The organism is Chitinophaga sp., from assembly GCF_035761305.1.
GTDB lineage: Bacteria > Bacteroidota > Bacteroidia > Chitinophagales > Chitinophagaceae > Chitinophaga.
Genome location: NZ_DASTRI010000262.1, coordinates 46,671 through 63,725 on the forward strand (window position 1 = coordinate 46,671; position 17,055 = coordinate 63,725).

The following is a 17,055-nucleotide window of genomic DNA, read 5'->3' on the forward strand; positions in this document are numbered from 1 at the left end:
ATACTGGCAGGTTTGTGTGCGATAGTCATATATTGCAGTATTAATGGTTAAACGAAAAAATGTGCAGTTGGTCAGTTCCCTTCCATCCTTCTTTGTTCCTTTTCTATACCGGTTCTCCGGTTGCTGGCGGCTTTCACATGCTGGTTGCCGAATTTATACGAGAATACCAGCCGCATAAAGCGTGACTCTATTTTATTGTTATATGAAGACATGACGCCAAAAGAGGCCACATCATATTTGGTTGTAAGCGAATTAAAAATATCGGTTACATTAAACGTAAGCTTACCCGTATTATGCAGTATGCTTTTGGATATACCGGCATCCACAAAATAGCGCGACTTCATTTTATAAACCCCGAAGGCCATGGGTGAATTATAAGTGGCCGACACTTCTGCTGTTAGCCCTTTAGCCAGGATAAAGGTATTGCTGGTGTTTACATACACGCCTATTCCCGAGTTGGTAAGCTGCGCTCCGCGCTTTTCATTGTACTTGGCATAAGTGGCCATTACTGTATTGGTGCTTACCCAATGGTTATGCAGCAGGTTTTTTGAGTGCGTAACGCTGGCATTCATTGCGTAGGCAGATCGCAGGTTTACATAGGTGCTGATAACCACATCGCCGGTATCTTGCCGGTAAATATCCGTAAGCACCTGGCTGTAATGCTGGTAGCTCAGGGTGGAAAACAGTTCGTTGTTGTATGTATAGGACAGCTCCACACTATTGCCTATAGAAGGACGGATGTTCGGATTGCCCTGGTAATAAAAATACTGGCTCACATAAGTTACAAACGGGTTTACAATATTAAAGCTGAACCGCTCTATACTTTTCCGGTAAGTTATGCCATACCGGTGCTTATCAGAATGGTTATATGTTACGCCAACAGACGGGAACAGGTTAAACTGGTTGCGGGTATTTGTCTGATCCAGCGTAAGCGATACTCCTTCCATATGTGTTTCCTCTCCACGCAGGCCGGCCTGCAGGTCAAACTTTTTAATGCTCCGGTCATAGCTGACATAAGCGGCATAGATATTTTCCCGGTAAATGAAATGATTGGTTTTGCCGGCGTCTGTTACCCAAGCGCCGCCTGTTTGCTGCTCCCATCGTATGTCATTATCTGTAGTAGTAAAGGTGCTTTTTAAACCTGCTTCCAGCTTACCTTTCCATAGCGGCTGCGTATAGTCCGCCGCTATGGAGGTAATGGTGTTATTGGCCGGCGAGTTATCGCGCAGCAGGTAAGGCGTTTCCAGCGTCATCCCTTTTGGATCGTAAAAGTTGGTTATATAATTATCGCTCCAGGTTTTGTCATAATTAAAATAGTCGGCATTCACAACCAGCTGCCGGCCGCTGGTATCAAAATCCGTTTTATAGTATGCATTTACAAACGGGTTAAATATCTGCAGATCGCCGGTGGTGCCTACTGTGGAAAAAGAGTCGGATGCTTCGCCCATGTAATCCCTTACAGAGGTAGTGAATACCTTACGGTACCGGTAGTTCAGCAGCCCTTTAAGCATAATGCCTGCGGTGCTGCGGGCGTTAATCGTATAGTCTGCGCCGGCTTTAAAGGAATGGTTGTTACGCTCCCTTGTTTCCCAGGTATCTTCTGCAATATTTGTATGCGCATCCAGCACGCGGGAAGAGTACAGCTGGTAATATTGTTTGTTATACTGGTAGTCATAGCTGCCGTATATATTCAGCCTTGCATTGCGGTAGTTTAACCCCAGGCCGGCCACATAGCGTGTGTACTGCCCTGCACCAGGACCTGCAGTAAAGGTACCGTTGGTGCCAAAGTTCCGGTTCCTGACCGTAATAATGTTGATGATGGCCATGCCCTTTGCATCATAACGCGCAGGCGGATTGCCGATAAGCTCTACACGGTCAATGCTGCCGGCAGGCATCGCGGCCAGCCACTCTTTCAGCTCGTCGCCGGAAAGACGGCTGTCCTTTCCATCAACCAGTATGGTCACCTTTTTACCGCGCAGCTCATAGTTACCGCTGCCCTGGTCCACCACACCGGGGGCATGTGACAGCACCTGTAATGCATCGCTGCCTGCGGCTACGGGGCTTTCCGCAACGTTCATAATAATTTTGTCGGCGCGCATTACTATAAATGGTTTGTTGCCTTTTACCGTTACCTCCTGCAGGTCCCGTTTGCGCAAGCTATCTGTTGACTGGGCCTTTGCGCTGTGCCAGCACAGGCACACTGCTGCCAGGTACATCATCATTGCGCTTTGGGTTATACTAAATTTCATGCAGTACGGGTTCTCCGGAATTTTCTTAAATATATTGACACAAACCTAGGCTTGCGCATTTGCTGTTAAAAAAATGATACACCAACACCAGCTTTCGGGGTACCAACCCCGTTGTTCCGGAGTGATACAAAAGTGTGGCATCAAAATAAAAATATGATAATTATCCTATTAAACGCTTCATAATCTTTATATTTATAAACAGTACAAAAGCGAACAACCCTGAACAGTGCATCCCGGATGCAGTAACGCTTTTATGGATAGATGGGCCATTAAGGTACATCCCCGCGTATTGCAGACCATTATCAATGAATTCTCCTACATATCAATGGCCGCAGCGGCTATGTTCTGGTTACCCCGGTAAAATGGCCGTGTGCAAAGCATTTGCCGTGCCATAGCAGGCAGCCGCCCGTAGCGGGAGTATCTGCGATGTGATCCCTGGATTGCCTATAGCTGCATGACAAAACGAGGTAGTGGAAGATATTCACCGTGTTTTTACGGGTAACAAGAGCGATAAAATCTTAGGTTATTTACAACGTTTTCCTGCAGGCGCCCGCCTCATTTTTACGTATGCCGCAAAAAATCCGGGCATGTTTATTGAAGCTATGCCTGTGACGCGGCTGTTGCGGCATAACAAAAATGTCAGTCGCCACCGCCTGGATATTGCCCGTCTGCAAACCCTCTTACAGGATCATAACCCCGGGCAGGCCATTGGCGCCGCCACCTGCCGGCAGCCATATTTGGAGAGCAGGCCCGGCGCATGAAAGGATATGATATGAATGGTATAATGTTGCAGTAGCCAAAGTGAAAGCAAAAACGAATGACCATGATACCAGATATTCATCAGCTTTTTACCGACCTGGACAATAACACCAACCTTTTCCTGGATATACTGGACGCCATTCCTAAAGAAAAGCTGCAGTTAAAAAACCGGCAAACGACCTGGAGCATTATGGAATGCGCGGAGCATATACTCATTTCCGAACAAGCTGTGTGTAAAGCTTTACAAGGCCCCTCCCATCCTATCACAGACCGTGCGCCGGACAGCAAGGTGGAGCAAATAACCCAGGACTTCATGGAATTTGGCCATCGTCTGCGGGTTGCCGGCGAGCCGGAAACACTGAACGGCGGCTATAAGGATATTGCCTCTTTCAGCCCTGCATTCCGTGAAAACCGGGAAATGATCAAAACCGCCCTGCGACAGGCACCACTGGAATGGCTATGTGAAAATATGGAGCACAACAATTTCGGCTACCTCACGCGGCTGGAATGGGCTTATTATCTTATTTACCATGCAGAAAGGCACCTGCAGCAGATCAGCCGGATTGAAGCAAGCCTGGAAAATATGACGTAATAAAATCAACCCTTGTATGCGCCGGCAGTGCGCGTAGGCATGGCTGCAGTAAAATAGTACTTTTGCACCATGCAACCACTACGTATACACTACTTTGAACATGCTCCCTTTGAAGGACTGGGCTGCATTGAAGACTGGGCCAGGCAGAACGGCCACACCGTTACTGTTACCAGGTGGTATAGTCCTACTGCCGTATTGCCCGACCTGCTGTCAATTGACTGGCTGATAGTAATGGGCGGACCAATGGGCGTGTATGAAACCGACCGTTACATTTGGCTGCCGGCGGAACAGCAATATATTGCGGCAGCTATTCAACAGCAAAAAAAGGTACTGGGCATTTGCCTGGGCGCGCAGCTGATTGCCGCTGCCCTGGGCGCCAGGGTTTACCCGAACCGCGAAAAAGAGATCGGCTGGTTTCCCGTACAGTTTATGCCGGAAGGCCCCGCAGCAGCCCTGGCTGGGGCTTTCCCGCCGGAGCTCATCGTATTTCACTGGCATGGCGATACCTTTGACCTGCCGGCACAAGCCACCCGCTTTGCCGCTACAACAGCTTGCGCCAACCAGGGTTTTGTATATGGCAGTAACGTAACAGCACTGCAGTTTCACCTGGAGATGCGCCGCCACGATGTGCTGAAAATGGTGCAGTACGGGGATGACGAGCTGGTGCCCGCCCCCTACATACAAACTGCGGAGGAAATAGCCGAACGCAGCTCGCTGGCTGATGTTGGCAATGAAGCAATGTTTGCGCTGCTGGATCATATGGCACGGACCGGCGAACAGGGAAGTTAAACGCTTGATATTAACCAGCACGCCCGTCAACAAATGCCAGGTACCTGATGTTGCATATGAAAAAGCGATTATACCAGGCATTACGGGGACAGCCGCGCGCATCCGGCATTTGTTTTCCGCCATCAGCGTTCAGCTTTTGCTTTTTACCTTTTGCCTTTTACATACAGGGTTCAGCGTTTAATTTGTAATTTTATCCTTATGGAAACATTGGATTTATTGATCGTAGGTGGAGGGCCTATTGGGATGGCCTGTGGATTGGCGGCACAAAAAGCAGGACTGAGCTATATAATACTGGAAAAAGGCTGCCTGGTTAATTCATTATACAATTACCCCCTGAACATGACCTTCTTCTCTACCTCTGAAAGGCTGGAGATAGACGGTATTCCTTTCATGTCTATTAATGCAAAACCTACCCGCCCTGAAGCGCTGGAATATTACCGGCGGGTGGCCACCTCCCGGCATCTGCGGATAAAGCTGTTTGAGGAAGTACAAAATATCGCACCTAACGGTGATACCTATACGGTTACTACACCACGCCAAAGCTATAGTGCACGGCACATTGTAATTGCCACGGGCTTTTATGATATTCCCAACCTGATGAACGTACCAGGTGAAAACCTGCCCAAAGTAAAGCATTACTACAAAGACCCGCATTTTTACGCCATGCAACGCATAATAGTAGTGGGCGCCCATAACTCTGCTGTGGATGCGGCTTTGGAAACCTGGCGCAAAGGCGCGGAAGTAACCATGGTGATCCGCGAAAGCGGTATTGGCAGCCGGGTGAAATACTGGGTAAGACCGGATATTGAAAACCGTATTAAAGAAGGCTCTATTAAAGCCTATTGCCATTCTGTAATAAAAGCCATCCGGCCGGGAGAGGTAGATATTTCCACCCCCGAGGGCACCGTAACCGTGGAAAATGATTACGTGCTTGCCATGACAGGCTATCAGCCTAACTTCAGCTTCCTGGAAAAGGCAGGTATTGCGCTGTCAAAAGACGAGAAAAAATATCCTGCCTATGATCCGGACACCATGGAAACCAATATGCCCCGTATATACCTGGCAGGCGTAGTTTGCGGCGGTATGGACACGCATGTATGGTTTATAGAAAACTCAAGGGAACATGCGGACAGGATTATTGCGCACATAAAGGGATGATGTAATTACGAATTACGGAAGTGGGCTATTTACATACATTGAATAACCTGCAGGCAGATAGTTATTGCCGTAGTCATACATCCCAATTACGCATTTTCAGTTACAAACACACTACCTTCATTCGTAATTATAATTAAACGATATTCACTTCCCGTTCCAGCTGCACGCCAAATTTTTCATGTACGCTATCCAGCACTTCCTGCGACAGATCAAAAATCTCCTTGCCGCTGGCATCGCCGTAGTTCACCAGCACCAGCGCCTGCCGGGCATGCACGCCGGCATCGCCCCGGCGGAAGCCTTTCCAGCCGCATTGCTCTATCAACCAGCCTGCTGCCAGCTTATACTGCCCGTTAGCTGCGGGATAAGCTACAATATCAGGGTGGGCCTGCTTAACAGCAGCAAACTGTTCCCCGCTGATGGTAGGGTTTTTAAAGAAACTGCCTGCATTGCCGATCTGTGCAGGGTCTGGCAGCTTGGAGCGGCGGATATTGATCACGGCCTGGCTGATGGCCTGTATAGAAAGCTCTTTTATGCCCATATGCTGCAGCTCCTGCTCTATGGCGCCATAGGTGGTATTGAACTGTGGCTGCTTACGCAGGCGATAGGTAACAGATAGTATTGCAAACTGCCCTTTATATTTACGCTTAAACACACTTTCCCTGTAGCCAAAGGCACAATCTGCATTGTTAAAGGTTACCAGCGTATGGTCATGCAGGTGCCAGGCCTCCAGCCCAAAGAAATAATCTTTTATCTCTACCCCGTAAGCGCCGATATTCTGCATGGGGCTGGCGCCAACATTGCCGGGTATCAGCGACAGGTTTTCCAGTCCCGCGTAATTATTGGCTATACAGTATTGTACAAACTGATGCCAGTTTTCTCCGGCCCCTGCTTTCACATATACATATTCGGTATCTTCTCCCACAACAGTAATTCCTTTCAGCTCGTTTTTCAGGAGCAGGCCATTAAAATCCCGGGTAAACAGGATATTGCTGCCTCCTCCTAATATCATGCGGGAAACGGCTTTCCAGCGGGCATCTTCCAGCAGCTCCTGCAACTGCTGCAGGGTGGCAAACGGGGCAAAAAAACGGGCTTGTGCGGCAATGCCAAATGTATTGTACGGCCTGAGTAAAACATTTTCTGCTACCTGCATATGTGCGAATTCAATGACTTAACTTTATATGAATTGATTATAAGTAATACCGGCTATTTATGGCCTGTTACTTGTAACCATTTGAACTATCACCTGGCTGTAAGCGCTACAGGTTGCAGTTAACTGCTACCGGCCGGCGGCCAGTAGCTAAAAGAACAAAGATAATTAACAGAACAATGCCTCAGACAGCTATTGTAATTGGCGCCACCGGTTTTACCGGCAGCCACCTGGTAAACCTGCTGCTGCACAACCCTGCTTTTGACAAGGTAAAGGTGCTGGTGCGCAAACCGGAACTGAAGCAACGGCCCGGGCTGGAAAGTATTATTGTGGATTTTAAAGATGAGGAAAGCCTTTCCGCCGCCCTGCAGGGCGATGTATTGTTCTGCTGCATAGGCACCACCCGGCGCAAAGCCGGCGGCAAGGAACAATTCCGGAAGGTAGATTTTGATATTCCTGTGCGCTGCGCCACCCTGGCTAAACGGCATGGCTTTAAACAGTTCCTGCTAATATCATCTATCGGCGCCAATGTAAATTCCCGCTTTTTTTACCTGCGCACCAAGGGAGAGGTTGAGCAGGCCGTAACCCGCCTGGGTTTTAACAGCCTGCATTTGTTTCGCCCGTCAGCCCTGCTTGGCAAACGGGAAGAGCCCCGCCCGGGCGACCTGTTTGCGCAATGGCTGGTGCAGGTATTTTACTTTCTGCTGCAGGGCCGGTGGAAAAAGTACCGTGGCATACGCGCCCTTACCGTGGCAAAGGCAATGGTAGCCGCAGCCGTGAAAGGAGAAAGCGGCACGCACATTTATGAGTCAGATGCTATAAAGGAAATGGCAGGGGAACCGTTGTAGATATGCAGATGTGCAGATATGCGGATGTGCAGATATGCAAATGAAAATAAAATAATGTCAATCCATCTGCACATCTGCATATCCGCACATCCGCACATCTATACACAGTCTACATCGGGGATAATGATTACCGAACGGAATTTTTTCTCTGCCTGCAGCTTTATAAAATGTTCGCGCAGCAGCTGTTTGGTGTGGGCAATTACTTTTGACTCCCGCGGCAGCTTAATTAACATTTCCTGCAGATAGTTATTCCTTACCCGGCTTACCAACGGGGCAGCGGGGCCTACAAGCTGCGGGCCCAGGTGCGGCTGCAGCCAGCTGCCCAGTATCTGCGCAGCCTGTTCTGCCACCTGCTGCTTCTTATGCTTAACAGTGATCTTCAGCAAACGGAAAAAAGGCGGATAGCCGAATTGCTGCCGCTCCATAATTTCCGCATCGTACATGGCCTTATAGTCATGCAGGGTTACATACTGTAATACAGGATGCCGGGTATTATTGGCCTGTATCACTACCTGGCCCTTATCTTTTTTACGGCCCGCGCGGCCGCTTACCTGCTCCATCAGCTGGAATGCCCGTTCATTTACACGAAAATCGGGGTAGCTCAGCAGGCTGTCGGCGCTGAGGATGCCCACCAGGCTCACATTCTCAAAATCGAGCCCTTTCACTACCATTTGCGTACCAACGAGTATGTCTATACGCTGCTGCTCCAGCTGCTGTATCATTTTATTATGGCTGTCTTTGTTGCGCACTGCATCCACATCCATCCGGGCTATACGGGCCTGCGGAAACAGCTGCTGCAGGTCTTCCTCTATCTTTTCGGTGCCAAAGCTTTTGGTCACCAGTGTTTGGCTGCCGCAGGCCGCGCAGGTATACAGGTAAGGATATTGCGTGCCGCAGTAGTGGCAGTGCAGCTTATCCTGGTTGCGATGGTAGGTAAGCGATACATCGCACTGTTTGCAATGCGGGATCCATCCACAGGTGGTACATAGCAGGAAGGGCGCATACCCGCGCCGGTTCTGGAACAGGATTACCTGTTTGCCGGCTGCAAGGGTTTGGTTAACCGCATCTGCCAGCATAGGCGTAAAATTGTGCAGCATCCGTTTTTCGGCGGTTGGCTGCTTAATATCCGCTATTTCAATGGAGGGCATCTCCACCCCGCCAAATCTTTCTTCCAGCGTAACCAGCGCATATTTGCCCTGCTGTGCGTTAAAATAAGATTCCAGGGAGGGCGTGGCAGAGCCCAGCAGCACCCTGGCCCCGAACAAGCCGGCATAATAAATGGCCGCATCGCGGGCGTGATAGCGGGGTGCGGGATCCTGCTGCTTGTAGGAGGCATCATGCTCCTCATCCAATATAATAAGCCCTATGTCGCGGAAAGGCAACAGCAGGCTGGAACGGGCGCCCAGTACAATTTGCAGCTCGCCGCTCTTTACTTTGTTCCATATTTCTACCCGTTCATTATTGTTAAAGCGGGAGTGGTAAATGCCTATTTTGCTGCCAAAGTGCTTTTGCAGGCGGCGGATGATCTGCGCTGTAAGCGCTATTTCCGGTAACAGGTATAACACCTGCTTACCGGTGGCTATGTATTCTTCTATCAGCTTTACATATACCTGCGTTTTGCCGCTGGAGGTTACCCCATGCAGCAGCGTTACCGGCTTTTGCACAAAACTTTGCCGCACGGCCAGCAGGGCGGTTTCCTGGGCAGGGCTCAGGGTAAAATCTATCTGGGCTTCCGCTTTGGTGCCCGGCACACGGTCCACCACCCGTTTTTCTATCCAAACAATGTTTTTATCTACCAGCCCTTTCAGCTGCGCGGCAGTAGCGCCGGATTTTTTCAGCAGCTCGCTTTGTAAAACAGCGCCCTGTGTTTTCAGGAGGTGCAGGTAGGCCAGCAGCAGCTCCATTTGCTTGGGCGCCCGTCCCATTTCGTTGAACAGGGCTGCCAGCTGCTCTTCCTGCTCATAAGCGGGGTGCAGCTGCACATAATTTTCCTTTTTCTCTTTATAAGCCTCTTTTAACTCCTCATGCACCAGGCACACCTTTTTTTCTATCAGCTTTTTGATAGTCGTATACACATCTGCTTTATCCAGTACCAGCTGCACCTCTCCAATGCGCAGCTCCTTACGGATCAGCAGGGCTTCCGCCACCAGGTATTCATCATCTCCCAAAGCAGAAAAATCGTCGCCATAGGCGTCGTTAAACAGTAAGATGGTTTCGCTGGAAAGCTTCAGGTGTGCAGGCAGGGCGGCGTTCAACACCTCTCCTTCTGTACACATGTAATACGATGCAATCCACTGCCAGAAAGATAACTGTGCCGGGTATACGACCGGTTCTTTATCCAGGAGGTCCAGCAGGGGTTTGGTTTTGTAGTCGGGGGGCGCATGCTCATGCACGGCTTTTACAATACCGGCATATTTCTTTTGCCGGCCCAGTTGTACGGCCACACGGCTGCCCGCCTGGATGGTTGCTTCCATACCGGGCGGTATAGCGTATGTATAGTTTTTGGGTAAGGCCAGCGGTAATATTACATCTGCGTATTTCATGGATTTAACTAGCCTGCCCTAATACCACATCGGTATATTCGGAATGCTCCTTCAGGGCGGCGTACATAATATTGAACACTTTTTCCTTCAGTGCCGGCAGGTCGCTCATGGTAAGGCCCTCCACCGGTATAGAAGGCAGGAACAATATCCGGCAGCGCCCGGGTGAAAGGTCCAGCATTTTTTTATTGGAGAACCGGATGCCGCTGTCGAGGTACAGCACCGGCTTTAAAGGCGTTTGTGTTTCAATGGCTATACGAAAAGCGCCGTTATGAAAAGGCGTTAACAAGCTATCGGTTTCATTAGTGGTTCCTTCGGGGAAAATAAGCACGGAAATCCCCTGCCTGATCATATACATCATTTCCCGCACGCTGTTGGAGCGGCCCGCCGCGCTGGACCTGTCTACCAATACTACCGACTGTTTATAAATAAACCCGAAAAACGGTATTTTCTTCATTTCAATTTTGCCCAGCGGGCGAAAGGGCAAGCCCATTACCTTTACGGCAATACAGGCATCCAGGTAGGAACGGTGGTTTACAGTGTATACGAAGGTGCCTTTCTCATGATCATCCTGATGTATTTTGCGAACCCATATACCTACCAGCGGAAACCAGAGGTGTGCCCACAGGCGCAGGAAGTAAAAAGTGATATTGCCTCCCCTTACTTTTCCCAGCAGGGATGCCAGGGCTATAAAAGGAAGAATGAGGAACATAATCCCCAACCAAACTAACAGCGCATATATTACATATATTAACTGTACCGGCTTTAGTAAAAACTTCATAAACACAGGTCCCTTTAGGTGAACACCAAACCGGAAAATTAAGCAACTATTGCCAATAATCAATTACGAATTATCAATTAGCGGCCGCCAGGGGCTCCACAACATTTATTTACAGCAGTTTGGAGCCGGTTAGTCGCATTTGCATGGCCAGTGTTGATCCAGGTCAATACAGGTAACCACGCGGGTGGCTCCCCCACAGGGCGCAAAAATGATACGCAAATGCTGCCCGTCGTGCGAATAGCCTTCCAGCGCATAAGTAGGGCAAGGGCGGTCGCGCAGGTTGGATTTAGCCAGGTCAATACGGCCCTGGGCCATAATTTCCTGCACTTCTTTTTCCGTAACATGGCGGCAATCCATCCGGCAACGGGCATGATCGGTATATTCAAGGCGGGCCGTGCGGTCAAATCCTGGATCATCATCTACAATTTCCGGTATCGGCGGGCCCGACGATGATGCCTGTTGCGGTCTTTTCCACCACTGCCAGCGCCACGCAATCAATAATAAGATGGCCAGTAATAGTACAGGGAAGTACTTGTGCATTGCCCCCGGTTTCATGCATTCAGATTTGTAATGAGGTCAGCAATATATTAAACTTACACTTTTTTCCCATTTTTGCCGGCAAAATGTGGCAATAACACTTAGTGATAAAAGTTCGTAACTTTGCCCTCCTTTATGACACAGGCAAAAACAGTGGCTTTTCATACCCTGGGCTGTAAGCTCAACTTTTCAGAAACCTCTACCCTGAGCAGGTTGCTGGAACAGGACGGGTTTGTGAAAACGGATTTTGACGGACAGGCCGATGTGTACGTGATCAACACCTGTTCTGTTACCGACAACGCCGACAAGGAATGCCGGCAGCTGGTAAGGCGCATTCAGCGCCGGGCCCCGGAAAGCATGGTGGTAATCACCGGCTGCTATGCCCAGCTGAAGCCGGCGGAAATAGCTGCTATTGACGGGGTAGACCTGGTACTGGGCGCTGCGGAAAAGTTCAATATTACCGAGCACCTGAAAACCCTTACCAAAGGCGACAGCACCCGCATATGCTCCTGTGATATTGAGAATGTTAATACATTTCATACTTCTTACTCCCTGCATGACCGCACCCGTACTTTCCTGAAAGTGCAAGACGGCTGCGACTACACCTGCGCTTTCTGCACCATTCCCATGGCCCGCGGTAAAAGCCGTAGCGACAGCGTGGAAAATGTGCTGACCAATGCCCGCGAACTGGCGGCCAATGGCGTAAAGGAAATTGTGCTCACCGGCGTAAACCTGGGCGATTTTGGCAAAGGGCTGCAGGGCGGTAAAAAGCGGGAAGAAACTTTTTATGAGCTGGTACAGACCCTGGATGAGGTGGAAGGCATTGAACGCTACCGCATTTCCTCCATAGAGCCTAACCTGCTAAGCAACGAGATCATTGAATTTGTAGCCAACAGCCGCAAGTTCATGCCACACTTTCATATTCCGCTGCAAAGCGGCAGTAACCACATACTGGGCCTTATGCGCCGTCGTTACCGCCGCGAGCTGTATGCGGAAAAAGTAGCGCTGATAAAGCAGTTTATGCCGCATTGCTGTATTGGGGTGGATGTGATTGTAGGCTTCCCTTCCGAGAGCAATGATCATTTCCAGGAAACCTACAATTTCCTGCATGACCTGGATATTTCCTACCTGCATGTATTTACCTACTCTGAGCGCGCCAATACCCACGCAATGGACATTACCCCGGTAGTGCCGGTAGCGGTTCGGCATGAGCGTAACAAAATGCTGCGTAACCTGAGCCATAAGAAGATGCAGTATTTTACTGAACAGCACACCGGGCATATCCGTAAGGTGCTTTTTGAGTCGCATCAGAAAGATGGTATGATGGATGGTTATACGGATAATTATATTAAGGTAACCACCCCATACCGGGCAGAGTGGGTAAATGAGCTGGTAGACTGGGAGCTGCGCTAAGCGGTTGATAGTCAGAAAAAAACAAAGAACCCCGGAAAAAATTTGGCAAAATAAAAATAGTTTATACCTTTGCAATCCCGTCAAACAAAAGGTTTGATAAAAACAACAAAAAAGGGAGTTTAGCTCAGCTGGTTCAGAGCATTCCGATTCAATCGGAAGGGTCGGATCAACTGAGAAAAATATAAAGGGAGTTTAGCTCAGCTGGTTCAGAACATTCCGATTCAATCGGAAGGGTCGGATCAACTAAGAAAAATATAAAGGGAGTTTAGCTCAGCTGGTTCAGAACATTCCGATTCAATCGGAAGGGTCGGATCAACTGAGAAAAATATAAAGGGAGTTTAGCTCAGCTGGTTCAGAGCATTCCGATTCAATCGGAAGGGTCGGATCAACTGAGAAAAATATAAAGGGAGTTTAGCTCAGCTGGTTCAGAGCATCTGCCTTACAAGCAGAGGGTCGGCGGTTCGAACCCGTCAACTCCCACGATTTCAATAAAGCCTTGCAAGTAGCAAGGCTTTTCTGTTTTATGAACCTGCTTAAATTGGTGCAGTGCTCTCCGGCTCCTAAGCCGGAGGGGGCGGCCGTTCGAACCCGTCAACTCCCACGATTTCAATAAAAGCCTTGCGCATAGCAAGGCTTTTCTGTTTTATGAACCTGCTTAAATTGGTGCAGTGCACTCCGGCTTAACAGCCGGAGGGGGCGGCGGTTCGAACCCGTCAACTCCCACGATTTCAATAAAGCCTTGCAAATAGCAAGGCTTTTCTGTTTTAAATACCCCAAATCTTTTTATACACATGTGCACGGCACAAACATTGTTATTATCTTCAACTCCCCGACGGAAAAAAGGTTGATTATAGCGGGTCGTTATATCCGTCGCTACCAGAAAACAACCGGATGAGCGTACACAAATTGTTTCTCGGCCTGACGCTCCTGGTAACAACTGTTACAGCCCAGGCACAAATACCGGCAGGCGACAGCATCCGGGTAGCTATTGCTCCTGGCTATGATGACGTGAGTGGCCTGCACCGCATCTTATTTGGCGAAAGCTACCGCAAGCTATGGGCAGCGCCTGTTACACTGAAAATATTTCACCTGTCGCAGGAAAAAGGCGGACTTACCATCCTGCAAAAAGGCGGCGGCCTTCAAACCAAGTCACTGCGCCTGCGCGATCCAAACGGGCAGGAATGGGTGTTGCGCACCATCCAGAAATATCCAGAACGCGGGTTACCTGCCAGCCTGAAAGCCACCATCACCAAAGACATTCTGCAGGACCAGGTAGTAACCGCCCATCCATATGGCTCGCTTACTGTACCGCCGCTGGCAGCCGCACTCGGCATCCCGCATGCCAATCCACAGATTGTGTATGTACCGGATGATCCGGCCCTGGGCGAATACCGGAAAGATTTCGGCAATGCTGTTTTTCTGTTTGAGGAAAGAGCGCCCATAGATGCCGAGGATACCGACAATACAGAAAAAACACAGCATAAGCTGGAAAAAGACCACGACGTACAGGTAAACCAACGAATGGTGCTCAGGGCACGACTGCTGGATATGCTGCTGGGCGACTGGGACCGTCATGAAGATCAGTGGCGTTGGGAAGAAAAGAAAAGCAAAAAGCATACAACATATACGCCTGTTCCCCGCGACCGGGACCAGGTGTATTACAACACCACCGGTGTTTTTCCCTGGATCGTTTCTCACCAGTGGCTCAAATCCAAATTCCAGGGCTATCATAATACCATCCGTGATATTAATGGCTTCAATTTTAACGCTCGCTACTTTGACCGGTACTTTCTGAACGGTTTGAGCGCAGCCGACTGGCAGCAGGAGATTCGGTTTGTGCAGATCACCCTTACAGATAGTCTTATCAGCTACGCCATACACCAAATGCCGGACACCATCTTTAAACTGTCCGGGGAAAAGATCATCCGTACTTTTATTGCCCGCAGAAATGCGCTGGACCGCCAGGCCATGCAGTACTACCGGTTCATATCCCGGTATGTAGATGTTCCGGCATCTGACCAGCGGGAATATTTCAATATTCGCAAGCTGCCGGATGGCCATATGAATGTTACAATCAATAAGCTTAAAAAAGACGATACCGTTACCGATACTTTATATAATAGAGTATTTGATCCCGCAGTTACCAAAGAAATACGTTTATATGGGCTGGATGGCAAAGATCTGTTTACTGTAACCGGCAATGAAAAGTCCTCCATTAAGGTGCGTATGATTGGCGGCAGCGATCCGGATAGCTTTTTTGTTGACAGCCAGGTACCCAACAAGGGCAGGTTATATATCTATGACCGCTCCGATAAAAAGAATCACATTGCCTCTCCTGCCAATGCAAAAGTCAAAACAAACACCGACTCCCTGGTTAACAGCTACAACCGCCATAGTTTTGCATTTGACAGGTTTGGTCCGTTGTTCTCAGCCCAATACAACCCTGATCAGGGACTAATGGTACGGGCCAATATGATGATTGAGAAACAGGGCTTCCGCAAAGCTCCCTATGCCCGGCAACATCAGCTTATCGTTAGCTATGTAACCGGCCGGCAATCCTTTCTGCTGGAATACCTTGCCGACTATAAACACCTGATCGGGAAAAATGATCTGCGTATTAATGTGCTGTCACGCGGGCCACACAATCTGAGTAACTTTTTTGGTTTGGGTAATGAATCCGTATTTGTAAATGAAGGGCATAAAGAAATTTCCTACTATCGTAACCGCTATGACCTTGTTAACGGCGATGTAAGGCTTTACCGCGATATAGGTAACCATATTACCATTAGCGGCGGTATAGCAGGCCAGTTCTATACCAGCTCCAGCTATAATAATACACACCGCTTCCTGAATGCGTATAACGGCGCTTTCCCCGACGAGCATGTATTTAACGACCGCCTGTACGCCGGCCTGGTAGCAGGCATCGCAGCTGACACACGGAACAGCAGCATGCTTCCGTATAAAGGCCTTACCTGGAGCGCCACGCTTAGCGGTATGCGGCAGATCAATGGTTCCAACGTTACTTATGGCAAGCTAACGGGTGAGTTCAGCTTTTATATACCCCTGCTTGGCGACTCTACTTTGGTAATGGCCAATCGTATTGCAGGAGGCACAACCTTCGGAGATCCCGCCTACTTCCAGATGATGCAGCTGGGTGGTGCCCAGGTACTGCGCGGCTTTCATACAAATCGCTTCACCGGTAAAACCGGCGTGTATTACAACCTGGAGCTACGGCTGAAATTATTTGACTTTACCTCTTACCTGCTGCCGGGCAGCGTAGGTATACTTGCATTTAATGATGTTGGCCGCGTTTGGATGCCCGGAGAATCTTCTCACCAATGGCATGACGGTTATGGTGCGGGGCTTTATATTATTCCGGCAGAGCTATTTCTTGTGCAGGCTTCCGTAGGGTTTTCTGCAGAAGGGGCATTGCCGTACATCACCGCGGGGTTCCGGTTTTAACCTTGCTGATAGCGGCTTCCCCGGTAATTCTCATTTTAAAGGATCACAATTTTCTTCTGAAAATTTGTAATTATCAGAAAAAGTATATCTTTGCAATCCCATTGAACAAAAGGTCGATGGAAAACAACAAAAAGGGAGTTTAGCTCAGCTGGTTCAGAGCATCTGCCTTACAAGCAGAGGGTCGGCGGTTCGAACCCGTCAACTCCCACACTTTCAATAAAAGCCTTGCCAAATGCAAGGCTTTTTTCTTTTTATGCTATTCCATGTTTATATTCTGTATTCACCTACCAAAGGCAGGTACTATATCGGCCACACCGGCGATGACCTCAATGAACGCTTGCGCCGCCATAACTCCAACCATAAAGGTTTTACAGGCAAAACCGGCGATTGGACCATGATTTATAATGAGCCGTACAGCTCAAAACACCTTGCATATCAAAGGGAGCGCGAGATAAAAGCCTGGAAGAGCCGCAAAAGAATTGAGGCGCTCATTAATTCAGAGCACTCCGACTCATAAGCCGGAGGCGGCGGCGGTTCGAACCCGTCAACTCCCACGATTTCAATAAAAGCCTTGCCAAACGCAAGGCTTTTTTCTTTTTATGCTATTCCATGTTTGTATTCTGTATTCACCTACCAGAAACCAGTACTATATCGGCCACACCGGCGATGACCTCAATGAACGCTTGCGCCGCCATAACTCCAACCATAAAGGTTTTACAGGCAAAACCGGCGATTGGACCATGATTTATAATGAGCCGTACAGCTCAAAACACCTTGCAT

14 protein-coding genes and 2 tRNA genes are annotated in these 17,055 nt (G+C 49.0%); 11 read left to right on the forward strand and 5 right to left on the reverse strand.

The window, feature by feature from the left end:
- Nucleotides 1–71: 71 nt before the first annotated feature.
- Entirely contained in the window at nucleotides 72–2,249 is a 2,178-nt protein-coding gene (locus tag VFS25_RS21955; RefSeq protein ID WP_326464327.1) for an outer membrane beta-barrel protein, read from the reverse strand.
- A 587-nt stretch (nucleotides 2,250–2,836) separates the two neighbouring features.
- Here VFS25_RS21955 and VFS25_RS21960 point away from each other — a divergent pair.
- The 4 genes from VFS25_RS21960 (at nucleotide 2,837) to VFS25_RS21975 (ending at nucleotide 5,547) form a co-directional block, all read left to right on the forward strand.
- Nucleotides 2,837–3,010: a hypothetical protein gene (locus VFS25_RS21960; protein ID WP_326464328.1), complete on the forward strand. Its 174-nt coding sequence runs from the start codon at nucleotides 2,837–2,839 to the stop codon at nucleotides 3,008–3,010.
- A 62-nt stretch (nucleotides 3,011–3,072) separates the two neighbouring features.
- The gene (locus VFS25_RS21965; protein WP_326464329.1) at nucleotides 3,073–3,600 is read left to right on the forward strand and encodes a DinB family protein; all 528 of its coding nucleotides are present in this window, start codon (nucleotides 3,073–3,075) and stop codon (nucleotides 3,598–3,600) included.
- Between the two features lie 69 nt (nucleotides 3,601–3,669).
- Nucleotides 3,670–4,389, forward strand: a complete 720-nt coding sequence (locus VFS25_RS21970) for a type 1 glutamine amidotransferase (RefSeq protein WP_326464330.1) — start codon at nucleotides 3,670–3,672, stop codon at nucleotides 4,387–4,389.
- A 198-nt stretch (nucleotides 4,390–4,587) separates the two neighbouring features.
- A complete protein-coding gene (locus VFS25_RS21975) occupies nucleotides 4,588–5,547 on the forward strand; it encodes a YpdA family putative bacillithiol disulfide reductase (RefSeq protein ID WP_326464331.1) in 960 nt (319 codons plus the stop codon).
- A gap of 133 nt (nucleotides 5,548–5,680) precedes the next feature.
- Here the strand turns inward: VFS25_RS21975 and murB are convergent, their stop codons facing one another.
- On the reverse strand, nucleotides 5,681–6,697 hold the full coding sequence (murB, locus tag VFS25_RS21980; protein ID WP_326464332.1) for a UDP-N-acetylmuramate dehydrogenase: 1,017 nt from the start codon (nucleotides 6,695–6,697) through the stop codon (nucleotides 5,681–5,683).
- Nucleotides 6,698–6,873: 176 nt separating this feature from the next.
- On the opposite strand from murB, the gene VFS25_RS21985 reads away from it, so the two are divergent.
- A complete protein-coding gene (locus VFS25_RS21985) occupies nucleotides 6,874–7,542 on the forward strand; it encodes an NAD(P)H-binding protein (protein ID WP_326464333.1) in 669 nt (222 codons plus the stop codon).
- Nucleotides 7,543–7,640: 98 nt separating this feature from the next.
- On the opposite strand, the gene priA is transcribed toward VFS25_RS21985, so the two are convergent.
- The 3 genes from priA to VFS25_RS22000 all read right to left on the reverse strand — a co-directional run bounded on the left by priA (nucleotide 7,641) and on the right by VFS25_RS22000 (nucleotide 11,403).
- Nucleotides 7,641–10,085, reverse strand: coding sequence for a replication restart helicase PriA (gene priA, locus VFS25_RS21990; RefSeq protein ID WP_326464334.1), 2,445 nt, complete (start codon nucleotides 10,083–10,085; stop codon nucleotides 7,641–7,643).
- A 4-nt stretch (nucleotides 10,086–10,089) separates the two neighbouring features.
- Nucleotides 10,090–10,794 (reverse strand): lysophospholipid acyltransferase family protein, encoded by a 705-nt coding sequence (locus tag VFS25_RS21995; RefSeq protein WP_326464335.1) that lies wholly within the window; start codon nucleotides 10,792–10,794, stop codon nucleotides 10,090–10,092.
- 198 nt (nucleotides 10,795–10,992) lie between these two features.
- Nucleotides 10,993–11,403: a DUF4258 domain-containing protein gene (locus VFS25_RS22000; protein ID WP_326464336.1), complete on the reverse strand. Its 411-nt coding sequence runs from the start codon at nucleotides 11,401–11,403 to the stop codon at nucleotides 10,993–10,995.
- Nucleotides 11,404–11,535: 132 nt separating this feature from the next.
- Here VFS25_RS22000 and mtaB point away from each other — a divergent pair, with 132 nt between their 5' ends.
- The 6 genes from mtaB to VFS25_RS22030 all read left to right on the forward strand — a co-directional run.
- Nucleotides 11,536–12,813 carry a tRNA (N(6)-L-threonylcarbamoyladenosine(37)-C(2))-methylthiotransferase MtaB gene (gene mtaB, locus VFS25_RS22005; protein ID WP_326464337.1) on the forward strand — a complete coding sequence of 426 codons (1,278 nt, stop codon included), beginning with the start codon at nucleotides 11,536–11,538 and terminating at the stop codon, nucleotides 12,811–12,813.
- A 405-nt stretch (nucleotides 12,814–13,218) separates the two neighbouring features.
- Nucleotides 13,219–13,293 (forward strand) — tRNA-Val (locus VFS25_RS22010).
- Nucleotides 13,294–13,704: 411 nt separating this feature from the next.
- A complete protein-coding gene (locus tag VFS25_RS22015) occupies nucleotides 13,705–16,275 on the forward strand; it encodes a BamA/TamA family outer membrane protein (RefSeq protein WP_326464338.1) in 2,571 nt (856 codons plus the stop codon).
- A gap of 133 nt (nucleotides 16,276–16,408) precedes the next feature.
- Nucleotides 16,409–16,483, forward strand: a tRNA-Val gene (locus tag VFS25_RS22020).
- Between the two features lie 45 nt (nucleotides 16,484–16,528).
- Nucleotides 16,529–16,792, forward strand: a complete 264-nt coding sequence (locus tag VFS25_RS22025) for a GIY-YIG nuclease family protein (protein WP_326464339.1) — start codon at nucleotides 16,529–16,531, stop codon at nucleotides 16,790–16,792.
- Nucleotides 16,793–16,874: 82 nt separating this feature from the next.
- Nucleotides 16,875–17,055, forward strand: a 181-nt coding sequence (locus VFS25_RS22030) for a GIY-YIG nuclease family protein (RefSeq protein ID WP_326464340.1), incomplete at its 3' end; no start/stop codon positions are given.